We start from the raw sequence: 24,009 nt of genomic DNA on the forward strand, positions 1-24,009 counted from the left end.
GTGAACTGGAGTGTGAAGCATGGCCGACGGGCCGCGCCTGAGTGTCATCGTCCCGTTTCAGGATGTTGAGATCTATCTTGCCGAGTGCCTGGAGTCGATCGCACGCCAGACGTTCCGTGAGTTCGAAGTCATCATGGTTGATGACGGCTCGACCGATCAGTCCACCCAGATCGCTCAGGAATTCTGCGCACGGGACCCCCGCTTCCGGCTGATACGCCAGGAGTCGCACGGCCCCGGCCACGCTCGCAATACAGGTCTTCGTGCCATGCATCCGGCAGGTGAGTTCCTGGTCTTCGCCGATGGCGACGACGTCATTCCGGAATACGCCTATGAGTTGCTCATCCGCACTCTCACGGAGTCCGGTTCGGATTTCGTTTCGGGCAATGTCCAGATGATGAACTCCACCACGAAGTGGCAGTCTCCTCTTCACAAGGGGCCGATGCAGCGTGACCGCCGTGGAACACACATCACCCGGTTCGAGGCACTGATCTACGACCGAACCGTCTGGAACAAGGTGTTCCGCCGTTCTTTCTGGGACTATCATTTCATTCAGTTCCCCGAAGGAGTCATGTACGAGGACTCCTGGGTGAACATGTTCGCCCACTTCCGGGCCCAGAAGGTCGATGTCATCACCGACATCGTGTACTTCTGGCGCCGGCGGGAAGGCGGAGCCGCCCCTTCCATCACCCAGCGGCACACCGAGCTCAGCAATCTGCGTGACCGGGTCGCCGCCGTGCAGTCCGTGAGCCGCTTCCTCGGGCAGCACCGGTCGCGGTCGTTCAGGGACCACAAGCGCAAGTACGACCTCGCCTGCCTCAAGTCGGACCTCATGCTCCATCTGAAGGTGCTTCCCGACGCCGACGAGGAATATCGCGATGCCTTCATGCACTGGGCCCAGGAGTTTCTGAGCGAGGCGGACGAGGGCATCATCGAAGAGCTTCCCGCGGACGCCCGCATCAAGTGGCTCCTTGTCCACCAGGGTCAGCTCGATGAACTGCTCGACGTCGTCGAGTTCGAGCGCAAGGGTGGGCCGCTTCCGGTACGCCGCCGACTGCACCGGTACCTGAACTATCCGCATCTGGGGAACCGCAAGACGGGTCTCTACAAGCGTGACTACCGGCTCGACAAGGAACTGTCGCCCTACAGCTCGGCCACCGGGGTGCAGTGGAACGGCGAGTGGCTGACGCTGACCGGTTCCGCCTATGTGCGTTTCATCAATGTGCACAAGCGGCACATGTCAACGAAAATGCTGGCACTGCGCAACAAGAAGACCGGAAGCACCCTCGTCAACCTGGCCAAAACGACGTATTACCCCCAGGCGACCGAGCATTCCAACCAGAACCGCTACTGCTACGACTGGGCGGGCTTCGAGAGCCGCTTCGACACGACCCGGCTGAAAAAGAAGGGTGAGTGGGTCGAGGGAACCTGGGATGTTGCAGCCGGTGTGTTCAGTCGCGGGCTGTTCCGTTACAAGAGCATCGGCCGCGGTGGCGCCGGCACGGCGGCTAACCCGCCGTACCGGTACGTCGACAAGAACACCCGCATTGTTCCGTTGTTCGTGCAGGGCAGTCTGAAGCTCCGGGTGGAGGTCGTCCGGTGCCGCATCACGAGGCACCGTGTCGTCGGCGAGCATCTGGAAATCGGCGGTGTCTATCTCGGTCCGACGATTCCCGAGTGGGGCAAGTTCCGTGTCACCAGCATGAATGGTGCGGGCCGCCATGATTCCTGGCTGAGTTTCCAGCCCGGCGGCGAGGGCTGGTGCACGTTCGTCACCCGTGTCCCACTGGCCAACGTGGTGCCCGGCTCGCGGGCCACGGGCGATGCGGTGCCTCAGGCGTGGACCATGGGCAGCAACGGCTGGAAGGTCACCGTGCACGTGGAGGGGCGCAAGGCGCCTCTCTACCCGGTGATGGCAGAGGAGGCCCAGGACGGCCACTACCGCATGCCGGCACCTCTGCAGACGGAGGATGGCGACCGCGAGATCGTCGTTCACCGGAACGGTTCGGGGTATGTGGTGCTGTTCGAACGCGCTGCCCTGCCCCTCCTCTCGGATGGTGCCTGGCTCGAGGGTGGTGCGCTGGAGCTCGTCTGTGGCTACTCGTGTGCCGACCTGCTCGGTCCTGCCGAGCGGGTCGCCGCCCACGTGGTCGTCCGCTCCCGTGCTCATGGCGCCGAACGGGCCGTACCGATCCAGTGGGACGGAAACAGGTTCCGCTGTGTCCTCACCCCCGCCGCGATGAGGACGCTGGCGGGTGACATCCCTCTCGCCGCGGGCCGCTGGGACTTCTTCCTGCGCCGTCAGGACCCCTCCGTCGTAGCCCTGGACGACCGCTCGCCGGACCTCATGATCAAGATCGAGCAGGAGCTCATCGCCTCCATGCCGCAGAACGTGGAGCAAGGCGACCGGGGATACGAACTCCAGGCCGAGGCGTACGACAGGCTCTCGATGCTCGTGCAGTCCGCGATGCCCGAGGAGGCTCGGGGGCCGTACCGGCAGAAGCTCCTGCGGACCAGGGAGTACCCGCAGGCTCGACGTCAGCACATCCGGCCGGCCGTGCTCTTCGACGCCTTCAAGGGGACGCAGTACTCGGACAGTCCCCGGGCAGTGCACGAGGAGATGGTCCGGCGCGGGGTCGCGCTGGAGCATCTCTGGGTGGTGCGCGACGACCAGGTCGAGGTGCCTCCGACCGCCAGACCTGTGCGCATGTGGTCGCCGGAGTGGTACGAGGCCCTGGCGACTTCGCGCTATGTGGTCGCCAACAACCACCTCCCGGACTGGTTCCAGAAGCGTCCGGATCAGGTCGTCGTCCAGACCTGGCACGGAACGCCGCTCAAGCGCATCGGCCACGACATCGAGTCCGTGCACTTCGCGGACCAGCGGTATCTGGAGCGGGTCGAGAAGGAAGTCCAGAACTGGGACATGCTCGTATCGCCCAACAGTTTCTCCACTCCGATCCTCCAGAGGGCCTTCAGGTTCCCCGGAGAAATGGTCGAGTGCGGCTACCCGCGCAACGACATCCTGAGGCGTCACGACACAGGCCGCAGGGCGATGGAGATCCGTCGGCGCATCGGGCTGCCGCCGGGCAAGCGCGTCATCATGTACGCCCCCACATGGCGCGACGACCAGTTCTACGCACCCGGGAAGTACAAGTTCGACTTCCGTATCGATCTCGACGACGCGCGAGAGCGGCTCGGTGCGGACCATGTGCTGATGGTGCGTCGCCATCCGAATGTGGTGGACCCGGTTCCTGGCGCCGGGGACGGCTTCGTCTATGACGTCTCCGACTATCCGGATATGGCCGACCTCTCGCTCATAGCCGATGTGATGATCACGGACTACTCGTCCCTGATGTTCGACTTCGTCAACACGGGGCGCCCGATCCTGTTCTTCACCTACGACCTGGACCACTACCGCGACACACTGCGTGGCTTCTATTTCGACTTCGAGGAGAGTGCCCCGGGGCCGCTGGTCTTCGAATCCGCCGAACTGATATCCGCGATCCGGGACATCGACCGGATCCAGGAGGGCTACGCGGACCGATACCGGTGGTTCCAGGAGGAGTTCTGCGACCTGGACGACGGCTACGCCTCGGCCAGACTCGCCGACCGGATTCTGGTCGCCGGCGGGGACCTGGAGGCTGCGCAGGCGATGGCACCGGCCGTCGGGACGGTGACGCCCTACAGCTCCGGCTACAACTCCGCCCAGGCGAGGGAGCGGGCCCTCCGTGGCGGCGGAGTGGTGCCCAGGCAGCTGATGAACAGCCCTACAGCCGAGCCGGACCGGCAGGAAGTGGATTCCCTACATGTCTAATGCAGCCCCGGCCGGACGTGCCGTGTTCAGCGGTGTCGAAGCCTCCGGGTCAGTTCCCATCGAGTACAGGTTCTCCCACGCGAAGAACGGAAACCGGCATCTGCTCGTCGTTTTCGCCAACCTCGGTGCCCCAGGTGAGTGGGGATGGGCGAACGGGGTACTCGACAAGACCCGTGCGAACATATTGTGGATCCGTGACCAATTCGACGGCCAGAACAGCTATTACCTGTGTAAAGGGATGGACTTTTCGCTGGAGAGGTCTGTCATCGAACTAATCTCGCGCGTCATGAACGCACTTTCCCTGACACCGGACGACTGCACCATGTTCGGCAGCTCCAAGGGCGGCACGGCAGCACTGTACTTCGGATTGAAGTACGGCTTCCGGAACGTGGTGGCGAGTGTGCCTCAGTTCAGGGTCGGCACCTATGTCAAGGAATCGATGCCGGGCGCGGCCCGGTTGATGATGGGCGAAGTGACGGACGAGAAGGTGCACATCCTCGACTCCGTGCTCCCCAACGTGGTGGGGTCGGGAACGTATCGCGATGCCAATATTTATCTCATCTCGTCACCCCAGGACGAGCAGTACACGCGCCATGTCGAACCTTTCCTCGGGCTCTTCCAGGGATACACGAACTTCAATTTCGTCTACAACGACTCTCCTCTGATCGCGAGTCATGGAAAAGTCACTCTGCGGAATCTCCCGACCATTATGGGGCTCTTGAATCTCCTTGTCGACGGAATCACTCCCCGCATAGGCGTGGTCAGCAACGGCCAGGAGCAGCCGGAGTGCGACACATCCGCCATCGACTCATATCTCTCGTCCACTTCCCAGATGCGCGGTGATAGGTTCCCCGCGCCCGTGGTTTCTACGCCGGTGCCCCATCAGGAGGTGCCGGGAAACGCCGTACGTTTCGTCGGAAGCGCTCCGGGTGCTGTGCGCATCAGCCTGTGGGAGAACGGCAAGTACCTAGGCTCGTCGCAGGTGCTCCCCGACGGCAGCTGGAGCTGGGCACCGGACAGGACCTGGGCCGAGGGTAAGCACGTCATCAGGCTCTTCGCAGTGGACGCCAACAAATTCCACAGCGCGCGCACCGAAGCGGTCTTCACCGTCCAGGCGCAGAGCTCCCCGTCCGCGGGCCCGCACGCGGCGTCCGGCGGACAGCTCCCGGTGCAGCAGACGGCCGGTCCCTTGGCCCCCGCCCCTGTCATCTCGGTGCCGGCTCCGGGTCAGCAGGTGCCGGGCCCGGTCATCGGCTTCATGGGGTATGCGCAGGGCGCGGTGCACGTGGAGTTCGTGGAGGAGGGCATGCCGCTCGGCATGGCACCGGTGGCCCCGGACAGCAGCTGGTCGTGGGAATCGGGCTGGTCCTGGACCGAGGGGCCGCACACCGTTGAGTGCCACGCGGTGGACATGGGCGGCAACAAGTCTCAGCGGACCGCGGTCACCTTCAGCGTGGTGAACGCCTACGCCTCACCGGCCCCGGCGCAGCACTTGGCTCCCGGCTACTGACGCTGCGCCCGCAGGGGGACCGACCGCTTCGTCAGTCGGCCCTGACCCCCATGACGAGCGCCAGGTGGTCCGATGCCGCGGTCGCCCGTACCGAGCAGTGCGTTCGTGGCAGTGCGGTGAACAGGTAGTCCACCTTGTGACCGGTGAGATGAGTGGCCCGGCCGCTGCGCGAGGAGGCCGGCCCCTGGTCACACTCCCGGTAGCTGCGGTACATGTCGTACGGCCAGATCCAGCTGTCCTGGCTCCCGGCTGAAGGCGGCGCGCTGTTCAGGTCCCCGCCAAATACCGTGCGTGCGTCCGCCGCGCCCACCAGCGACGAGAGCTGGTCGTCACGGTATTCCCAGTCCGGGTGCGCCCGGTCGCTGCCGGGCAGAGTCAGGTGTGCATTGCACACCTGGACGCCGTGGGAGGCGACCGTGGCACAGAGGACGCCCCTGCGCAGTCCGACGGCCGGTTGCCGCGTGGGCACCACCGCGACACGGGACAGCGGCGACGAGGCGAGGATCGCGAAGCCCGCTTGTCCCTGACGCCGCTCTGCGCACCTCACCTCGGTCTGCCGCCCCCGCGCGTCGCGGTAGGCGTACGCCCGGAAGGTGCTGCGCCAGCCCTGGCCCAGTTCTTTCCGCGCCGAGGCGAGATCTCCGGCGCAGACCTCCTGCAGCATGATCACCCGTGCGCCGTCGACGGTGGCCAGCCGCTTCAGCGCCTGGATCTTCCGTCGGCTGCTCCCCGTGTCCTCGCAGTTCCATTGCCGTACGCCGCACATGTTCCAGGTCGCGATCCGCAGCTCCGCCGGTACGGCGTCCGACAGCGGCGCGCGCGTGGCGCCGGGCCGGTCGGACAGCGCGACCACGACGAGTGCGACCAGGGCCGTGGCCACCAGAGTCAGCCAGGGGGCTCGCGAGCGTGGCGCCGCGGAGGAGACCCTTGGCAGCAGCCCGGGACGACGCGGCATGACGCGGCCTCTCCCTCTGCCCGGATTCTTCCCGCCGGACTCTTCGTCAGCCCGAATGCGAACGGACCGTACGGGACATGATCCCGTACGGTCCATCCAGCCGTGCGACCGGCCTGTCACGCAGGCAGGCCTGCCGGACTTACGCCGGAACGCTCGCCACGCCCTGCGCCAGGAACTTCTTGCCGTTCACCCGCTCCGAGACGCCCTCACGGTCCAGGTACGGCGTGATGCCGCCCAGGTGGAAGGGCCAGCCCGCGCCGGTGATCAGGCAGAGGTCGATGTCCTGGGCCTCGGCGACGACGTCCTCGTCCAGCATCAGACCGATTTCCTGCGCCACCGCGTCCAGGACACGGTCGCGGACCTGCTCCTCGGACAGGACGACATCGCCCTGCTTGAGGAGAGCGGCGACCTCCGGGTCGAGCTCCGGCTTGCCGGAGTCGTATACGTAGAAGCCGCGCTTGCCGGCCTTGACGACGGCCGCCAGGTTCTCGGAGACGGTGAAACGCTCCGGGAAGGCGCGGTTCAGGGTCTCGGAGACATGCAGACCGATGGCCGGGCCGACCAGCTCGAGGAGGACCAGCGGGGACATCGGCAGGCCGAGGGGCTCGATGGCCTTTTCGGCGACCTCGACCGGGGTGCCCTCGTCGATGACGTTCTGGATCTCGCCCATGAAGCGGGTGAGGATGCGGTTGACGACGAACGCCGGGGCGTCCTTCACCAGCACCGCGGTCTTCTTCAGCTTCCGCGCCACACCGAACGCCGTGGCCAGCGAGGCGTCGTCGGTCTTCTCGCCGCGCACGATCTCCAGCAGCGGGAGGATCGCGACCGGGTTGAAGAAGTGGAAGCCGACGACCCGCTCGGGGTGCTGCAGCTTCGACGCCATCTCGGTGACCGAGAGGGACGAGGTGTTGGTGGCGAGGATCGCGTGCGCCGGGGCGACCGCCTCGACCTCCGCGAACACCTGCTGCTTGACGCCGATCTCCTCGAAGACGGCCTCGATGATGAAGTCGGCGTCGGAGAAGCCCTCGGCCTTGTCCAGCACACCGGAGACCAGGGCCTTGAGGCGGTTGGCCTTGTCCTGGTTGATCCGGCCCTTGCCCAGCAGCTTCTCGATCTCGGCGTGGACGTAGCCCACACCCTTGTCGACGCGCTCCTGGTCGATGTCGGTCAGGACGACCGGCACCTCCAGGCGTCGCAGGAAGAGCAGCGCCAGCTGCGAGGCCATCAGACCGGCGCCGACGACGCCGACCTTGGTGACCGGGCGGGCCAGGCTCTTGTCCGGGGCACCGGCCGGGCGCTTGGCGCGCTTCTGGACCAGGTTGAAGGCGTAGATCCCGGAGCGCAGCTCGCCGCCCATGATCAGGTCCGCGAGGGCCTGGTCCTCGGCGTCGAAGCCGGCGCTCAGGTCGCCGTCCTTCGCCGCGGCGATGATCTCCAGCGCGCGGTACGCGGCCGGGGCGGCGCCGTGCACCTTGGAGTCGGCGATGGCCTTGCCACGGGCGACGGCCTGGTCCCAGGCGTCACCGCGGTCGACCTCGGGGCGCTCCACCGTGACCGTGCCGTTCAGCACGTTCGCGGTCCAGATCAGCGACTGCTCCAGGAAGTCCGCGCCTTCGAAGAGGGCATCGGCGATCCCGAGCTCGAAGACCTGCTTGCCCTTGAGCTGACGGTTCTGGTTCAGCGAGTTCTCGATGATCACCGAGACCGCGCGGTCGGCGCCGATCAGGTTGGGCAGCAGGGCGCAGCCGCCCCAGCCGGGGACCAGACCGAGGAAGACCTCGGGCAGCGAGAACGCGGGCAGCGCCTTGGAGACGGTGCGGTACGAGCAGTGCAGACCGACCTCGACACCGCCGCCCATCGCCGCGCCGTTGTAGTACGCGAACGTCGGGACCGCGAGGCCGGAGAGGCGGCGGAAGACGTCGTGGCCGCCCTTGCCGATGGCGAGCGCGTCGTCGTGCTTCTTCAGCAGCTCGACGCCCTTGAGGTCGGCGCCGACCGCGAAGATGAACGGCTTGCCGGTGATGCCGATACCGACGATCGCACCCTCTGCGGCCTCCTTCTCGACCTGGTCGATGGCGGCGTCCAGGTTCGCCAGCGACTGCGGTCCGAAGGTGGTCGGCTTGGTGTGGTCCAGGCCGTTGTCCAGCGTGATGAGGGCGAACCTGCCCGCGCCCGCCGGCAGGTCGAGGTGGCGCACGTGCGCCTGCGTGACGACCTCGCCCGGGAACAGCTCGGCTGCGCCCTTCAGAAGCTCAGTGGTGGAGCTCATGCCTGACCCTCGCTTCGCTCGGCCCAGCATTCGCTCAGGCTGCACCTCTTGTCTGTTCGCTCGCTGCGCTCGCTCACGCGTTGCCTCCGTCGAAGTTCGGGTTCTCCCAGATGACCGTCGCGCCCATGCCGAAGCCGACGCACATGGTGGTCAGGCCGTAGCGGACCTGCGGCTGCTCCTCGAACTGCCGGGCCAGCTGCGTCATCAGACGCACACCGGACGAGGCCAGCGGGTGACCGTACGCGATGGCGCCGCCGTACTGGTTGACGCGCGCGTCGTCGTCGGCGATGCCGTAGTGGTCGAGGAAGGCGAGCACCTGGACGGCGAACGCCTCGTTGATCTCGAACAGGCCGATGTCACCGATCGACAGACCGGCCTTGGCGAGGGCCTTCTCCGTCGACGGGATCGGGCCGTACCCCATGACCTCGGGCTCGACACCGGCGAAGGCGTACGAGACGAGGCGCATCTTGACCGGGAGGCCGAGCTCGCGGGCGACGTCCTCGGCGGCGAGCAGCGAGGCGGTGGCGCCGTCGTTGAGACCCGCGGCGTTACCGGCGGTGACGCGGCCGTGGGGGCGGAACGGGGTCTTCAGACCGGCCAGGGACTCCAGCGTGGTGCCCGGACGCATCGGCTCATCGGCGGTGACCAGGCCCCAGCCCGTCTCGCCGGCCTCGGCGTTGGTGCGGCGCACGGAGACCGGCACCAGGTCCTGCTGGATCTTGCCGTTGGCGTACGCCTTGGCGGCCTTCTCCTGCGAGCGGACCGCGTACTCGTCGGCGCGGAGCTTGGTGATCTGCGGGTAACGGTCGTGCAGGTTCTCCGCGGTCATGCCCATGAACAGGGCGGACTCGTCGACCAGCTTCTCCGATACGAAGCGCGGGTTCGGGTCCACGCCCTCGCCCATCGGGTGGCGGCCCATGTGCTCGACACCGCCGGCGACGACGACGTCGTACGCGCCGAAGGCGATGGAGCCGGCCGTCGACGTGACGGCGGTCAGGGCGCCCGCACACATGCGGTCGATGGAGTAACCGGGGACGGACTGCGGCAGGCCGGCCAGGATTCCGGCGGTCCGGCCCAGCGTCAGACCCTGGTCGCCGATCTGGGTGGTCGCGGCGATGGCGACCTCGTCGATACGGGCCGGGTCGAGGTCCGGGTTGCGGCGCAGCAGCTCCCGGATGGCCTTCACGACGAGATCGTCGGCGCGGGTCTCGTGGTAGATGCCCTTCGGGCCCGCTTTGCCGAACGGGGTGCGGACGCCGTCGACGAAGACGACGTCCCGGATGGTACGAGGCACGATGGCTCTCCTCCAGGGTGCGGGATGGCACTGCTGCGCGGCACGCCCGGAAGCGCGCCGCCACCATCATGCTACTTGCGGGTAACCAGACTGCCCACCCCCCACGGCGGGAGCGGCGAACGTCACATGGCGGGTCGGGGGCAAGCTGGCGTGATTCCGATCGTCCCCGACCGCCCCGCGGCCGCACTCCAGCAGACGAAAACGCCCTCGGCCGGTCGGCCGGGGGCGTTTTCGTCGCACGACGTCGTGGAGCCTCGTCCAGGCGCATTCGTGCGGAAAGGGGAGGTGCGAGAGGTCAGGCCGTCGCCGTCGTCAGGGCCTGCAGCAGGAGCGGTGCGACCTGTTCGATCTGCCAGCGTCGGGCCCCGTACGTGGTGAGTGCGTCCTCGACCGCGTCCGGCGTCAGGTTCTTCGGCGGCTCCCAGCAGACCCGGCGCACGGTGTCCGGCGTGATCAGGTTCTCCTGCGGCATGTGCAGCCGCTCGGCCAGCTCCGACACCGCGGCGCGGGCCGCCGAGAGCCGGGCCGCGGCCGCGGGGTCCTTGTCCGCCCAGGAGCGCGGCGGCGGCGGGCCCAGGAGGGGCTGGCCGGGCTGCGGGAGCTCGGCCTCGGGGAGCGCCTTGGCCCGGTCGATGGCCGCCTGCCACTGCTCCAGCTGACGCCGGCCCATGCGGTGGCCGAAGCCCGGCAGGGTGGTCAGCGCCTGGGTGTTCGGCGGGAGGGAGAGGGCCGCCTCGATGATCGCGCCGTCACCGAGGACCTTTCCGGGCGAGATGTCCCGGCGCTGCGCGACCTGGTCACGGGCGTTCCACAGCTCCCGTACGACCGCCATCTGACGACGGCGGCGCACCTTGTGCATACCGGACGTGCGGCGCCACGGGTCCTTGCGCGGGGGAGCGGGCGGTGCCGAGGCGATCGCGTCGAACTCCTCCTGCGCCCACTCCAGCTTGCCCTGCCGGTCGAGCTCCTCCTCCAGGGCGTTGCGCAGATCGATCAGCAGCTCGACATCGAGCGCGGCATAGCGCAGCCAGGGATCGGGCAGTGGACGGGTGGACCAGTCGACGGCGGAGTGCCCCTTCTCCAGCGCGTAGCCGAGCACGTTCTCGACCATCGCGCCGAGGCCGACCCGCGGGAAGCCCGCCAGCCGTCCGGCGAGCTCCGTGTCGAAGAGTTCGGTGGGAGCCATCCCTATTTCGCGCAGGCAGGGGAGGTCCTGGGTGGCGGCGTGCAGGATCCACTCGCTGCCGCGCAGTGCCTCGCCGAGTGACGTCAGGTCGGGGCAGCCGACCGGGTCGATGAGGGCGCTGCCCGCGCCGTCGCGCCGCAGCTGTACGAGATAGGCGCGCTGGCCGTAGCGGTAGCCGGATGCACGCTCGGCATCGACGGCGACGGGGCCGGTGCCCGCGGCGAAGGCCGCGACCACCTGGGCGAGGGCGTCGTCGGAGGCCACCACCGGGGGAATGCCCTCGCGAGGTTCGAGCAAGGGGATCGGCGCCGGGGCGACGTCGTCCGGGGGAGCGCCCCCGGTGGTTCGCAGTGAAGTGTCTGCTGCGGTCTCTTGGGCGTCGGTCACGTGTCAAGGGTATCTGTGTATGCACGGCGCCCGTCGACGGAACGTTCCGTCGACGGGCGCCGATGAATGTAAACCAGCCGGTCCGCAACGTTCTGTCGGCCGGCCGGGGTGTGCGGGTCAGTGGATGATGCCCGTGCGCAGGGCCACGGCGACCATTCCGGCGCGGTCTCCGGTGCCGAGCTTGCGGGCGATGCGGGCGAGGTGGCTCTTGACGGTCAGGGCGGACAGCCCCATGGAGACACCGATGGCCTTGTTGGACTGCCCTTCGGCGACCAGCCGGAGGACCTCCACCTCGCGGCCGGACAGTTCGCGGTAGCCGCCCGGGTGGCTCGGGGTGCCGGGGGGCCGGCGGTGCATACGGGCGGCATTGGCGCCGATGGGAGCGACGCCGGGGCGGGTGGGGTGACCGATATTGGTGCGTGTGCCGGTGACGACATAGCCCTTCACGCCGCCCGCGAGGGCATTGCGTACGGCGCCGATGTCATCGGCGGCGGAGAGGGCGAGGCCGTTCGGCCAGCCGGCGGCTCGGGTTTCGGACAGCAGGGTCAGCCCGGAACCGTCGGGCAGATGGACGTCGGCAACACAGATGTCGCGCGGGTTGCCGACGCGGGGACGGGCCTCCGCGATGGACGACGCCTCGATGACGTCACGTACTCCGAGTGCCCACAGATGGCGGGTGACGGTGGAACGGACGCGCGGGTCGGCCACGACGACCATGGCCGTCGGCTTGTTCGGGCGGTAGGCGACCAGGCTTGCGGGCTGCTCGAGGAGAACGGACACCAGGCCTCCTGGGGAGTGGCGGGACGGGCCGGCTCGGGGATGAAGCCGGGGCGAACCGTGCTTGAAGGGTCATTGACCTCTTCGGCAGCAGACCCGTCCTCCTTTAGAGGAAGATCACGATTTAGTGAGTAACAATTCGGACAAATCGGACGGACGATCGATTGTACGAAAAGAATCCCGGTGGCCGAGTGAAACCTGTGACGGATTGTTACCGATATGTTTCGGCCCGAACCAAAAGGTGTAGTAGCGGAACGGCCGGCTACGGAACCTGCGGGCCGCGCCGCTGAGGCAGCGTCACCACCGCCGCGTCGGCCGGACCCGACGGCGGCAGACCGGCGATCTGGCACAGCAGATCCCCCCACGCCACCAGATGCGCCGCCGTGTCCGGTGCTCCGCCTCGCCCCTCGCGCGGGGTCCAGGACGCCCGGATCTCGATCTGCGTCGCCGGGCGCCGCTCGGAGAGCGCACCGAAGTAGTGCGAACCTGCCCGGGTGACCGTGCCGCCCGCCTCCCCGTACGACAGACCGCGCGCCTCCAGCGCACCGGTCAGCCAGGACCAGCACACCTCCGGCAGCAGCGGGTCGGAAGCCATCTCCGGTTCCAGCTCGGCGCGGACCAGCGTCACCAGACGGAACGTGCCGTGCCACGCTTCGTGCCCGGCCGGATCGTGCAGCAGCACAAGGCGGCCGTCCGCGAGATCGTCCTCGCCGTCGACGACCGCCGCCTCCACGGCGTACGCGTACGGAGCGAGACGCTGAGGCGGCCGAGTCGGCTCCACTTCCAGCTCGGGGCGGAGCCGCGCCGAGCGCAACGCTTCCACCGCCGACCGGAACGCGGGCGGGACGGAACTGCCCTCCGCACTGTCCTTGCTGTCAGCGCCATCGGATTGTTCGGAAAATTGTCCCTGAGCCGGAGCCATGCGGGGAAGAGTAGGCGGAACCGGAGCCTCGTGCAGGGAGGGACACCCGGCGCGGACCCGGCTCCTTACCGCTTCGTGCGAAGATTCTGTGCGTGAGCGCCAACGATCGCCCCTCGGGCCAGCAGACGAAGACCTCCGCCACCCATGAGTCGGCGTTCCTGAAGGCATGCCGCCGCGAGCCGGTGCCGCACACGCCGGTCTGGTTCATGCGTCAGGCTGGGCGGTCGCTGCCCGAGTACCTCAAGGTGCGCGAGGGCATCGCCATGCTCGACTCCTGCATGATGCCGGAGCTGGTCACCGAGATCACGTTGCAGCCCGTCCGCCGCCACAAGGTCGACGCGGCGATCTACTTCAGCGACATCGTCGTCCCGCTCAAGGCCATCGGGATCGACCTCGACATCAAGCCCGGTGTCGGCCCGGTCATCGCCGACCCGATCCGGACCCGCGCCGATCTGGCCCGGCTGCGCGACCTCACGCCGGAGGACGTCCACTACGTCACCGAAGCCATCGGCATGCTCACCGCCGAGCTCGGCCCGACGCCGCTGATCGGATTCGCCGGTGCGCCGTTCACTCTCGCGAGCTACCTCGTGGAGGGCGGTCCGTCCCGCAACCACGAGCGCACCAAGGCCATGATGTACGGCGAGCCGGAGCTCTGGGCCGAACTCCTCGACCGGCTGGCCGAGATCACCGGCGCGTTCCTGAAGGTGCAGATCGAGGCCGGCGCCTCGGCCGTGCAGCTCTTCGACTCCTGGGTCGGTGCGCTCGCCCCCGCCGACTACCGCCGCTCCGTGATGCCGGCCTCGGCGAAGGTCTTCGACGCCGTCGCCCCGTACGGTGTCCCGCGCATCCACTTCGGTGTCGGCACCGGCGAACTGCTCGGGCTGATGGGCGAGGCGGGCGCGGATGTCGTCGGCGTCGACTGGCGGGTCCCGATGGACGAGGGCGCGCGTCGGGTCGGACCAGGCAAGGCGCTTCAGGGCAACCTCGACCCGGCGGTGCTGTTCGCGCCGACGGCGACGGTGGAGGCGAAGGCGCGCGAGGTGCTGGACGCGGCCCACGGTCTGGAGGGCCATGTCTTCAACCTGGGCCACGGTGTGATGCCGACGACCGATCCGGATGCGCTGACACGGCTCGTCGACTACGTACACACGCAGACCGCTCGCTGAAGGACTGTCCCGTACGGTCTTTCCGGCCCCGGGGCGCGTGCCTGGTCGGGGCTCAGCCCCCGGCGGGGTTCACGGACCACACGAAGTGACAGGCGCGGCACTCCAGCATGCCGGTCAGCCGGTTGCCGGAGCCGACTGCCCGTATCCGCGGGTCCCCGCAGTCCGGGCAGGACCGGTCGGACCGGCGGGGGCGCGGGCGCCAGTCCTGCAGGGCGATGCCGATGGCCAGCGCGCCGACCCCCACCACGGCCGACAGCAGGATCCCGGCCATGGACATGGCGCCTCCCCGTTCTACGATGCGGGCATCGTAGAACGGGGAGGCGCAGGCGTTGCCGCCGGTGCCGGACGAACGTCAGGCGGTGCCGGCCCGCCGTACCGCCGTGACCGCCTTCCGCGCCGCCACCAGGACGGGGTCCCAGACCGGCGAGAACGGCGGGGCGTACCCGAGGTCGAGCGCCGTCATCTGTTCCACAGTCATCCCTGCGGTGAGCGCGACCGCGGCGATGTCCACCCGCTTCGCCGCCCCGTCCCGGCCCACGATCTGCACCCCGAGCAGCCGGCCCGTGCGGTACTCCGCGAGCATCTTCACCGTCATCGGCCGGGCGCCCGGGTAGTAACCTGCCCGGCCCGTCGACTCGATCGTCGCCGTGACGAACCGCAGCCCCACCGCGCGGGCGTCCTTCTCGCGCAGCCCCGTTCGGGCGATCTCCAGATCGCAGACCTTGCTGACCGCGGTGCCCACCACCCCCGGGAACGTCCCGTAGCCGCCGCCGACATTGGCCCCGATGATCTGGCCGTGTTTGTTGGCATGGGTGCCCAGCGCGATATGGCGGGTGCGGCCCGCCACCAGGTCGAGGACCTCGACGCAGTCGCCGCCCGCCCAGATGTTGTCGTGTCCGACGACCCGCATCGACAGATCGGTGAGCAGACCGCCGTGCGGGCCGACCGGCAGGCCGGCCGCGCGGGCCAGTGTCGTCTCCGGTTCGACACCGATGCCGAGCACCACCACATCCGCCGGGTGGCTCGCGTCGTTCGTGGCGACCGCGGTCACGCGGCCGTCCGCTCCGGTGAGGATCTTGGTGACCTCGGCCCGGTTCACCGTCGTGATGCCCAGCCCGTCCATCGCGTCGTGGACCAGGCGCCCCATGTCGGGGTCGAGCGTCGCCATCGGCTGCTCACCGCGGTTGAGGACTGTCACCTGGAAGCCGTGCTTCAGCAGCGCCTCCGCCATCTCGACACCGATGTATCCGGCGCCGACGACGACCGCGCGCCTCCCCTGCGCCCGGTCCAGGGAGTCCAGCAGCGCCTGGCCGTCGTCCAGGGTCTGCACGCCGTGCACCCCCGCCGCGTCCATGCCGGGCAGGGCCGGACGCACCGGCCGGGCCCCCGTCGCGATCACCAGCTTGTCGAAGCCGGTCCAGTAGGTCTCCCCGCTCTCCCGGTCGAGCGCCCGCACCCGCTGCCCGGCGACATCGATCTCCGTCACCTCGGTGCGCATCCGCAGGTCGATGGCGCGGGCCCGGTGCTCCTCGGGCGAACGGGCGATGAGGTCGTCCCGTTCCGCTACGTCGCCGCTGACCCAGTACGGGATGCCGCAGGCTGAGTACGAGGTGAAGTGGCCCCGCTCGAAGGCGACGATGCTCAGCTCCTCCGGTCCCTTGAGCCTGCGGGCCTGGGACGCGGCGGACATGCCCGCCGCGTCCCCGCCGATGACCACCAGTCGCTCCGCTGTCATGCCGGGTCCCTTCGAGCGTCAACTCCGAAGGTCCACGCTACGACGCTCAGGGGGCGGTCGGAGCCTCCGGTGCTGCGGGAGCCTGCTCATCCGGCTGGGATGCCTGGGGTTCCTGGGACACCCTGCGTCGGGCGAGCCAGGTGCGCAGCAGCCGCCCGAGCAGCAGCAGACCCGCGGCCGCGGCCAGGAACGGCGCCGCAGCACCCACGGCCATCGCGATCCACCGCACCATCGTCACGAACGCGTGCCAGCCGCCGCCGAGCGCGTCCATGAACCCCGGATCGTCGTCGTCCTTGCTGTTCGACGGGGACTCCGGCTCGGAGAGACTGAGTGTGATCGTCGCCAGGGTGGTGCGGTCCTGCAGCGACTTCTGTTGGGCGAGCAGCGACTCCAGCTCGGCCTGACGGTTGCTCAGTTCCCCTTCCAGGGTGACCACATCGGCGAGTTTGTCGGCCCGGTCCATCAGCTTCCGCACCCGGGTGACGCTCGCCCGCTGGGTGGCTATCCGGCTCTCCACGTCGACGACCTGATCGGTGACGTCCTTCGCCTCCGAGGTCCGCGACAGCAGCTTTCCGCCGCCGGACAGCTCCCGCAGCACGGCGTCGTACTCACCCTGCGGCACCCGCAGCACGATGTGCGACACCTCGTGCGTGGCGTCGAGCCGCTCGGTGTTCTCGCTCGCCACCAGACCGCCCGCACCCTCCGTCGCCGCACGGGCCGCCGCGACCGCCTTCGGCACACTCTTCACCTCCACGGAGAGCGAGGCCTTGCGGATGACATGGGGGGTGGACAGCGCGGAGGGCTTCTTCTTCTCCGCCGAGCCGCTCTCGGCGGATCCCTGGTCCGCCGCCCCGGCGGCGGCGCCGCGTTCCGCGCGGGGAGCCGCGTACTTGGCGCTGTCTCCCGCCGCGCCCTTGCTGTCCGCGCTGTCGCCCGCCCCGCAGCCGCTCAGCGCGAGGAGTGCGGCGAGCGTCCCAGCGGCGAGAACGGTGCGCGAACGGTGGGCGGACGAGCGGTCCGGATGGCGTCCTGGCTGCATAACTACTCCCCCTGGGCGGGTGGTTGGTGGTGTCGGTTCGACGTTCGGGACGGGGGTTCGGGTTGCCCGTCACCGGTTTCGAAGCGGTCACGTTCGGGACTCGGAAGAGGTTTGAGAGAGTGGAGGCATGCAGCGTTCAACAAACCGCGTGGACACAGGTACGGGTCATGTCGTCGTCATCGGCGGCGGCATCGCCGGACTCGCAGCCGCCCACCGGCTCCTGGCCACCGGGCTGCGGGTCACCCTCCTGGAGGCGACCGAGCGGCTCGGCGGCAAACTCATGACCGGTGAGATCGCGGGCACCCAGGTCGATCTGGGCGCGGAGTCGATGCTGGCCAGACGGCCGGAGGCGGTCGACCTGGCGCGGGCCGTCGGGCTCGGTGACCGGCTGCAGCCGCCGGCCACGGCCGCGGCGGCGGTCTGGACGCGCGGCGAACTGCGGCCGATGCCCAAGGGCCATGTGATGGGCGTGCCGGGCGACCCGGCCGCGCTCGGCGGGGTGCTGTCGCCGGAGGGTATCGCCCGCATCGCGCAGGAGCGGGACCTCACCCCGACCGCGGTCGGCGACGACGTCGCGGTCGGTGCGTACGTCGCCGACAGGCTGGGCCGCGAGGTCGTCGACCGGCTCGTGGAACCGCTGCTCGGCGGGGTGTACGCGGGTGACGCCTACCGGCTGTCGATGCGCGCCGCCGTGCCGCAGCTCTTCGAGCTCGCCCAGCAGGGTGGCTCGCTGCTCGACGGCGTACAGCGCATCCAGCGGCAGGCGGCGGCACGGCAGCAGACCGGCCCGGTCTTCCAGGGCATCGACGGCGGCATCGGCACCCTGCCGGACGCGGTCGCCGACGCCGTGCGCGCGGCGGGCGGCGAGATCCTCACCGCCACGCCCGTGCTGGGTCTGACCCGTACCAGCGACGGCTGGGACATCCGCACCGACACCCGGGTGATCACCGCCGGCGGCATCGTCCTCGCCGCCCCTGCCTGGTCCGCTTCCACACTGCTCGCCGCCGAGTCCCCGGCCGCATCCGTCGAGCTGGCGGGCGTCGAGTACGCGTCGATGGCGCTGGTCACCCTGGCGTTCCGGCGCTCCGACGTGGCTGCCACGGGCGCCTTCGACGGGCGCTCCGGCTTTCTCGTACCGCCGGTCGACGGCCGCACCATCAAGGCCTCCACCTTCTCCACCCACAAGTGGCAGTGGGTCGCCGACGCAGCGCCCGGCCTGTTCGTCCTGCGCACCTCCGTCGGCCGGTACGGCGAGGAGGACCATCTGCACCGCGAGGACACCGAACTCGTCGACGTCTCGCTGCGCGACCTCGCCGCGGCGACCGGACTCGCCGCGAAGCCGGTGGACACCGAGGTCACCCGGTGGATCGGCGGCCTGCCCCAGTACCCCGTCGGTCATCTGAAGCGGGTAGCCCGGATCCGCGACGAGGTCGCCAAGCTGCCTGCGCTGCGGGTCTGCGGAGCGGTGTACGACGGTGTCGGCATCCCTGCGTGCATCGCCAGTGCCCACCGGGCCGCGGACGAGATCGCCGCCGATCTCGCGGGAGAGATCATTGCCACTCCCACCCTGGTTCAGGGCACACGGAGCGAGGCGGGACAATAGCCGTATGAGTGCGCCTGAGAAGATCCCCAACGCCGGCAAGAAGGCCAAGGACCTCAACGAGGTCATCCGCTACACGCTGTGGTCCGTCTTCAAGCTTCGTGATGTGCTCCCCGCCGACCGCGCCGGTTACGCCGACGAGGTCCAGGAGCTCTTCGACCAGCTCGCCGCCAAGGACATCACCGTCCGTGGCACCTATGACGTCTCCGGCCTGCGCGCCGACGCCGACGTCATGATCTGGTGGCACGCCGAGACGGCGGACGAGCTGCAGGAGGCGTACAACCTCTTCCGGCGCACCAAGCTGGGCCTGGCGCTGGAGCCGGTCTGGTCGAACATGGCGCTGCACCGCCCCGCCGAGTTCAACAAGGCGCACATCCCGGCGTTCCTGGCCGACGAGACGCCGCGCAACTACATCAGCGTCTACCCCTTCGTGCGCAGCTACGACTGGTACCTGCTGCCCGACGAGGACCGCCGCCGGATGCTCGCGGACCACGGCAAGATGGCCCGTGGCTACCCCGACGTCCGCGCCAACACCGTCGCCTCCTTCTCGCTCGGCGACTACGAGTGGGTCCTCGCCTTCGAGGCCGACGAGCTCTACCGCATCGTCGACCTCATGCGTCACCTGCGGGGCTCCGAGGCGCGGATGCACGTCCGCGAGGAGGTCCCCTTCTACACGGGCCGCAGGAAGTCCGTCGCAGACCTGGTGGCCGGGCTCGCGTAGCGAGCGGGCTCGGACCACCCCAACCCGGAAGATCAGACGGCGGGCGCCGGCGCGCGGCTGTGCGCTGCCCGCCGCTCCAGCGACACCGGGTTCGGCTCCGGGTGCGCCGTAGGTCCTGACCTGCGGCGTTCCCGGGACGGGCGGGGGAGTGGCACGTCCTTCCCCGCTCGTCCTCGGCCCGCCCAGGCGCGGGCCGCTCACGTGCTCCCGTGGGGGCACAGCAGGCCCGGCCTCTCGAAAGGCCGGGCCCGTCAGGGTCTCTGCCCGCTACCCGAGCGCATGCGGCCGGGGCGCAGAAGTTCGCGTCGTGCACGGCACATTCAATGCCCCTGATGTGCCGGATGCGCCGGGTGGCCGCCAGCCGAGAGCGCGGCGCGCAGCGCCGGATCGTCGACGGCACGGACACCTCGTACGGCGACCGCCGCCAGAACGTCACGATCCGAGCCGCCCGTCGGGACGGCCACCGAATTCAACAGCCGCTGCCCGGTGGGGGAGGCCCAGGAGCTGTACGGATGGATCTCCATCCGGGCGATGGCCAGAGCGCCGAGCGTCAGGACGAGCGGCAGCCCGAACCAGACGAGTTCGGCCGCCTCCGGGCTGCCGATTTCCCGCCCCTGGCCGGGAAGCAGGAGTGCGGCACCCGCCATCACGGCCGCCAGCAGGGCCGATCCGCGCACCGCGCGCACCGCTGAGGCGATGTCCGTCCGTTCGCCGCCGGGCAGGGCCAGACCAGCCCTGACGAGGCGGTCGGCGAGGGCGCGTACGGCATCGGCGGCAGCCGCCGCCGAACGCACCGGAGGGATCGGCGACTGCCCGTCCGGGCCGATGGCACGGATCACCGTGCGTTCGACCTCGTCCCGGCCCTCGGGATCGACGACCGTTGCCCAGCCGGTGTGGGCAAGCAGCAGACGGCGGCGCAGATGCATGGTGACGAGGGCGAGGTCGGCGACCCGGTGCGGGCCGCCCGTCAGGAACGCGGTCTCGTACAGGGTCAGTTCGACGTCTCCGGGGTCCCGCGCCCGGTCGACGGACGCGGCGGCCAGACAGAGCCGGAGACAGGACACGGCCGCCGCACCCCATGCGACCAGCAGAAACAGAACCCAGAGCATGTCGGGATTTCTATGCGAGGCGGACGGCGGAGCGCCACGGCTTTCCACCATGCGGACGGTGGACCGAGGTGACCGAGGTGACCGGGGCGGCCGCGGAGGCCGCCCCGCCCTCTCACGAACTGCTGCTGCAGCTCGAACCACTGCTGCTGGAGCAGCTGGAGCCGGAGCTGCTGGAGCAACTGGAGCCGGAGCAACTGGATCCGGAGCTGCAGCTGCTTCCCGAACTGCACCCGCCGCCACCTCCGCACGTGCTGCCTCCGCCGCCGCCGCCCGGGGATCCGCTGGAGCTTCCGCAGCCGGAGTCGGCCTGGCCCGAACCGGCGCACCACGCCGTCGCCATGAGGTAGTCGCCACTGCCGGAGGAGGACGAGGAGAGGTGCGAGGGCGACATGGGCCGCCGTCCGGCGGTCGTCCGCATCCGCGCAGCTGTCACCAGTTGCGTCCGCAGTACGGGATCCGGCAGCGCACGCAGTCCGAGCGTCGCCACCAGATGGGCCGGCTCCGCGGTGCCGGCATGGGCGGCACGGTACTGCTGGGCCGCCTGCCGGCCCGCGCCGGTGATCCGGGCACGGGCGATGCCCGCGCATACGAGCCCGATCGGGACGCCCACGACCAGGGCGGGAAGCACCTTGACGATGAAGGGGACGGAGAAGCCGGTCGGGCCGCTCTCCGCCACGAACTGAGCCACCGTCACTGCGAACGAGGCCGGAAGGGCCAGGAGGCAGCCGAGCCCCTGGATCACGCCCCAGCGGCGCCACTTCCGGGTGGTCTCCGGCGCGGCCAGCAGCCCGCGGGCCGCGAGTCCGTCGCCGACCTCCTGCACGGCAGGGTGCCGCATCGCGGCGTCCCGCAGGGTGTGCAGCGCGCCGCTGGGGGCGGCGGCGTGCGCCTCGAGCACGGCCCTCTCCACCGGGTCGTGGGCGACCGGCCGTGTGATGGCGACGATGCCGGGGCCGCCGACCACCAGGCGTCCGTCCGCGTGCAGCGCGGCGAGCGCGGTGTCCACCACTCTGCCGGGCCCGCCGTTCAGGAAGGCCACCTCGTAGAAGTCGTGCGCGGGGCCACCGGGTCCGCGCCGGGCCTTGGCGAGCCCCACGATCAGGAGCGTCGAGGAGACGACGACGCCCAGCGTCACCAGCAGAGCGACGACGTTCATGGCGCTCACCTTCCGATCAGCGTGGCGCGGGCGGCCCGTACCAGCCGGGTCGTGCGACGCGGTGGCCTGGCGGCCGCACGGTCCTGCCACCAGTGGGTCAGACGACGCCGGGCGGCGTCGTCCGCGGGCCGGCCGGTGATCAGCAGCTGTTCGGCGAAGTCCAGTGCGTCGCGCCGGTATCCGGCGGACATGGGGCGGGTTCTGGCGTACGCGAGGAAGGCGTCCCGGTAGCCGTCTCCGAGGATCCCGGGTAGCTCGGGCGCCACCTTGGCGACGACGTCGGCCCGCTTGGCGGCCAGGGCACGGCTCTGCACGCCCAGGCGACGGTGGTCGAATCCCTCGGGGGCGGGGGTGCCTGCCACGAGTGCGGAGAGCAAGGCGGTCTGTGCGACGGCGGCGCGATCGCGCGCTCCATCGGTGCCGAGCCCGGTGGCGGCAGCGCTGGTGGCAGTGGCAGTCGCGCGTCCTGCGGGCTCGACCGGCGAGGCGACCGGGGCGACGCCGCCGGAGCCGTGCGCCCCCGCCTCGGACCCGGAGCCCGACCGGGCCTTCCCCGCCGCTGCCAACGTGGCGCGGATCGCCGTCAGTTCGCCCGCCAGTTCCTCCACCGGCGGGAAGTCGTCGTCGCGCTCCAGCAGCACACCGGGCGGGGCGATCCGGGAGCGGAGTTCGGCGAGCACGTCCAGAACGGGCCGGGTCACCGGGTGGGCGTGCGTGTCGTGCCAGACGCCGTCCTTCTCGAGGCCGCCCGCCACATGGACGTAGGCGATCGCCTCCACGGGCAGTTCGTCGAGCGCCTTCGCGGGGTCCTCGCCCCGGTTGACGTGGTTGGTGTGCAGGTTGGCGACATCGATCAGCAGCCGGACCCCGGTGCGCTCGACGAGTTCGGCCAGGAACTGGCCCTCGGTCAGCTCCTCGCCGGGCCAGGCGATCAGCGCCGCGATGTTCTCCAGCGCCAGCGGCACCGGCAGCGAGTCCTGTGCGATCCGCACGTTCTCGCACAGGACGTCCAGTGCTTCCCAGGTCCTCGGTACGGGCAGCAGGTGGCCCGCTTCGAGCCTCGGCGACGCGGTGCGTGGCCCCCCGGCCCGCACGAACGCGATGTGCTCCGTGACCAGCGGCGTCTCCAGCAGCACGGCCCGGGCGGCGAGGTCGGCGAGCCGGCCGGGGTCGGGGCGGTCGGCCCCGCCGAGCCCCAGCGAGACGCCGTGCGGGACGACGGTCACGCCGCGCGCGCGGAGCCGTACCAGGGATTCGGGCAGATGGTCGGTGCAGAGGTTCTCCGCGACCGCCTCCACCCAGTCGATCCCCGGCAGTGCCTCCACCGCCTCAGCGATCTCCGGCCGCCAGCCGATACCGATGCCCAGCTCCATGGTGTCCCCCTCCTCCGCTCCGTGCAGGGGTAATGGCCCCGTCGGGCGGGGGCCAATCCGAAGAGGGGGACGTTCAGAGCAGGATTTGAGGTTCCGGCCCCGGGGCGGGCCGGATCACGGCATCGGCATCGGCATGGTGGACGGACGCGAAGTGAACGACTGGTCCCCGGTGGGCTCCGCGGGCGCCGGCGGGGGCGGCACCGCCCCGCCGGCCGGCGGGGGCGGCCCGGTCGGACTGGCCGTCGCCGTGGCCGCCGCATCGCGGGCGATCGCGTCGTAGTCGACGAAGCCGGTGCCCTCCAGCATGGTGATGTGGTCCAGCACGGTCTGGTTGGCGTCGGTCGCCAGCTGACGGATCAGCGAATTGCGGGTGGTGGCCCGGACCTGGGCGACCAGTGCGAAGACCTTGCCGTGCGCGGCCCGCAGCAGATTGGCGAACTTGCGCTCGTAGTCCTCGCCGCTCGCCGCCGTCAGCTCGCGCAGCCAGCCCTGCTGCTGCTCGGTCGGCTGGTTCGGCAGCTCCACACCGAGCTTGGCGGCCACGTCCCGGGCCCGGCGGTCCAGATCCGTGTGCCCGACCACCAGATGGTCCCCGGCGGCCTTGACCGCCTCGCTCGGCGCACGCTCGATGGCCTGCTGCCCGGCGGGAAGCTCCCAGAGCCCGGCCAGGCGCACCCTCACGAGGAAGTCCCGGTCGGTCGCGGAGAGCGGACCCCACTGCGTGGCGACGGACGACGCGTCGAGATTGGCCTGACCGGTGCCGGAACGGTCGGCGTAGGACCAGACGGGGTAGGCGAGCGCGCCGAGCGTGGCGACAAGTGCCGCGATGATGAGGGCCGTTCCGTTGATGCGTCGCAACAAGATTTCTCCCGGGCCGAGGCGTGACGGCGTCGAATCGACTGCCGGTTCCAACGACCGGCGCCTGACTGGTCGCTCAAGATACTGGTCAGTAGTGCCGGTGGGGCAGTATCGGGAGATACGCAGCGGCGCACCGGAGCG

General features: G+C 69.8%; 18 protein-coding genes. 5 read left to right on the forward strand and 13 right to left on the reverse strand.

The genetic code is table 11. The annotated features are described in order from the left end of the window. The first annotated feature begins 19 nt into the window (after positions 1–19). Together ACIA8E_RS03395 and ACIA8E_RS03400 are read left to right on the forward strand one after the other, a co-directional pair. A complete protein-coding gene (locus ACIA8E_RS03395) occupies positions 20–3,811 on the forward strand; it encodes a CDP-glycerol glycerophosphotransferase family protein (protein ID WP_399293878.1) in 3,792 nt (1,263 codons plus the stop codon). Next, positions 3,804–5,321: a hypothetical protein gene (locus tag ACIA8E_RS03400; protein ID WP_399293881.1), complete on the forward strand. Its 1,518-nt coding sequence runs from the start codon at positions 3,804–3,806 to the stop codon at positions 5,319–5,321. Before ACIA8E_RS03395 ends, ACIA8E_RS03400 begins: the two co-directional genes overlap by 8 nt. A 31-nt stretch (positions 5,322–5,352) precedes the next feature. Here the strand turns inward: ACIA8E_RS03400 and ACIA8E_RS03405 are convergent, their stop codons facing one another. The 6 genes from ACIA8E_RS03405 to ACIA8E_RS03430 form a co-directional block, all read right to left on the reverse strand. Beyond that, a complete protein-coding gene (locus tag ACIA8E_RS03405; protein WP_399293884.1) occupies positions 5,353–6,276 on the reverse strand; it encodes an endonuclease/exonuclease/phosphatase family protein in 924 nt (307 codons plus the stop codon). A 139-nt stretch (positions 6,277–6,415) separates the two neighbouring features. Further along, complete coding sequence (locus ACIA8E_RS03410; RefSeq protein ID WP_399293887.1) at positions 6,416–8,545, reverse strand: 3-hydroxyacyl-CoA dehydrogenase NAD-binding domain-containing protein; 2,130 nt, start codon at positions 8,543–8,545, stop codon at positions 6,416–6,418. A gap of 73 nt (positions 8,546–8,618) precedes the next feature. Next, the gene (locus ACIA8E_RS03415; RefSeq protein ID WP_030917752.1) at positions 8,619–9,839 is read right to left on the reverse strand and encodes an acetyl-CoA C-acyltransferase; all 1,221 of its coding nucleotides are present in this window, start codon (positions 9,837–9,839) and stop codon (positions 8,619–8,621) included. 295 nt (positions 9,840–10,134) lie between these two features. After that, a complete protein-coding gene (locus ACIA8E_RS03420) occupies positions 10,135–11,412 on the reverse strand; it encodes an HRDC domain-containing protein (protein ID WP_399293891.1) in 1,278 nt (425 codons plus the stop codon). A 117-nt stretch (positions 11,413–11,529) separates the two neighbouring features. Further along, entirely contained in the window at positions 11,530–12,192 is a 663-nt protein-coding gene (locus ACIA8E_RS03425) for a response regulator transcription factor (RefSeq protein WP_024488613.1), read from the reverse strand. A gap of 259 nt (positions 12,193–12,451) precedes the next feature. Beyond that, positions 12,452–13,111: a DUF3000 domain-containing protein gene (locus tag ACIA8E_RS03430; RefSeq protein WP_030917737.1), complete on the reverse strand. Its 660-nt coding sequence runs from the start codon at positions 13,109–13,111 to the stop codon at positions 12,452–12,454. 92 nt (positions 13,112–13,203) lie between these two features. On the opposite strand from ACIA8E_RS03430, the gene hemE reads away from it, so the two are divergent. Continuing rightward, on the forward strand, positions 13,204–14,277 hold the full coding sequence (hemE, locus tag ACIA8E_RS03435; RefSeq protein WP_399293895.1) for a uroporphyrinogen decarboxylase: 1,074 nt from the start codon (positions 13,204–13,206) through the stop codon (positions 14,275–14,277). A gap of 52 nt (positions 14,278–14,329) precedes the next feature. On the opposite strand, the gene ACIA8E_RS03440 is transcribed toward hemE, so the two are convergent. The 3 genes from ACIA8E_RS03440 to ACIA8E_RS03450 form a co-directional block, all read right to left on the reverse strand. Continuing rightward, positions 14,330–14,554, reverse strand: coding sequence for a hypothetical protein (locus ACIA8E_RS03440; RefSeq protein WP_399293897.1), 225 nt, complete (start codon positions 14,552–14,554; stop codon positions 14,330–14,332). 75 nt (positions 14,555–14,629) lie between these two features. Continuing rightward, positions 14,630–16,012 carry an FAD-dependent oxidoreductase gene (locus ACIA8E_RS03445; RefSeq protein WP_399293900.1) on the reverse strand — a complete coding sequence of 461 codons (1,383 nt, stop codon included), beginning with the start codon at positions 16,010–16,012 and terminating at the stop codon, positions 14,630–14,632. A gap of 46 nt (positions 16,013–16,058) precedes the next feature. Then, positions 16,059–17,051 (reverse strand): DUF4349 domain-containing protein, encoded by a 993-nt coding sequence (locus ACIA8E_RS03450; RefSeq protein WP_399293902.1) that lies wholly within the window; start codon positions 17,049–17,051, stop codon positions 16,059–16,061. A 127-nt stretch (positions 17,052–17,178) separates the two neighbouring features. On the opposite strand from ACIA8E_RS03450, the gene hemG reads away from it, so the two are divergent. Together hemG and hemQ are read left to right on the forward strand one after the other, a co-directional pair. Continuing rightward, entirely contained in the window at positions 17,179–18,654 is a 1,476-nt protein-coding gene (gene hemG, locus ACIA8E_RS03455; protein WP_399293905.1) for a protoporphyrinogen oxidase, read from the forward strand. 4 nt (positions 18,655–18,658) lie between these two features. Further along, entirely contained in the window at positions 18,659–19,372 is a 714-nt protein-coding gene (hemQ, locus tag ACIA8E_RS03460) for a hydrogen peroxide-dependent heme synthase (RefSeq protein WP_399293907.1), read from the forward strand. A gap of 320 nt (positions 19,373–19,692) precedes the next feature. On the opposite strand, the gene ACIA8E_RS03465 is transcribed toward hemQ, so the two are convergent. The 4 genes from ACIA8E_RS03465 to ACIA8E_RS03480 form a co-directional block, all read right to left on the reverse strand. Further along, positions 19,693–20,481 (reverse strand): TIGR04222 domain-containing membrane protein, encoded by a 789-nt coding sequence (locus ACIA8E_RS03465; protein WP_399293910.1) that lies wholly within the window; start codon positions 20,479–20,481, stop codon positions 19,693–19,695. Between the two features lie 112 nt (positions 20,482–20,593). Continuing rightward, complete coding sequence (locus tag ACIA8E_RS03470) at positions 20,594–21,637, reverse strand: TIGR04222 domain-containing membrane protein (protein ID WP_399293913.1); 1,044 nt, start codon at positions 21,635–21,637, stop codon at positions 20,594–20,596. 5 nt (positions 21,638–21,642) lie between these two features. Then, positions 21,643–23,010 (reverse strand): DUF692 domain-containing protein, encoded by a 1,368-nt coding sequence (locus ACIA8E_RS03475; RefSeq protein ID WP_399293915.1) that lies wholly within the window; start codon positions 23,008–23,010, stop codon positions 21,643–21,645. Positions 23,011–23,124: 114 nt separating this feature from the next. Beyond that, complete coding sequence (locus tag ACIA8E_RS03480; protein ID WP_399295032.1) at positions 23,125–23,868, reverse strand: DUF4142 domain-containing protein; 744 nt, start codon at positions 23,866–23,868, stop codon at positions 23,125–23,127. Positions 23,869–24,009 lie beyond the last annotated feature (141 nt).

The organism is Streptomyces sp. NPDC051664 (genome assembly GCF_044453545.1).
GTDB lineage: Bacteria > Actinomycetota > Actinomycetes > Streptomycetales > Streptomycetaceae > Streptomyces.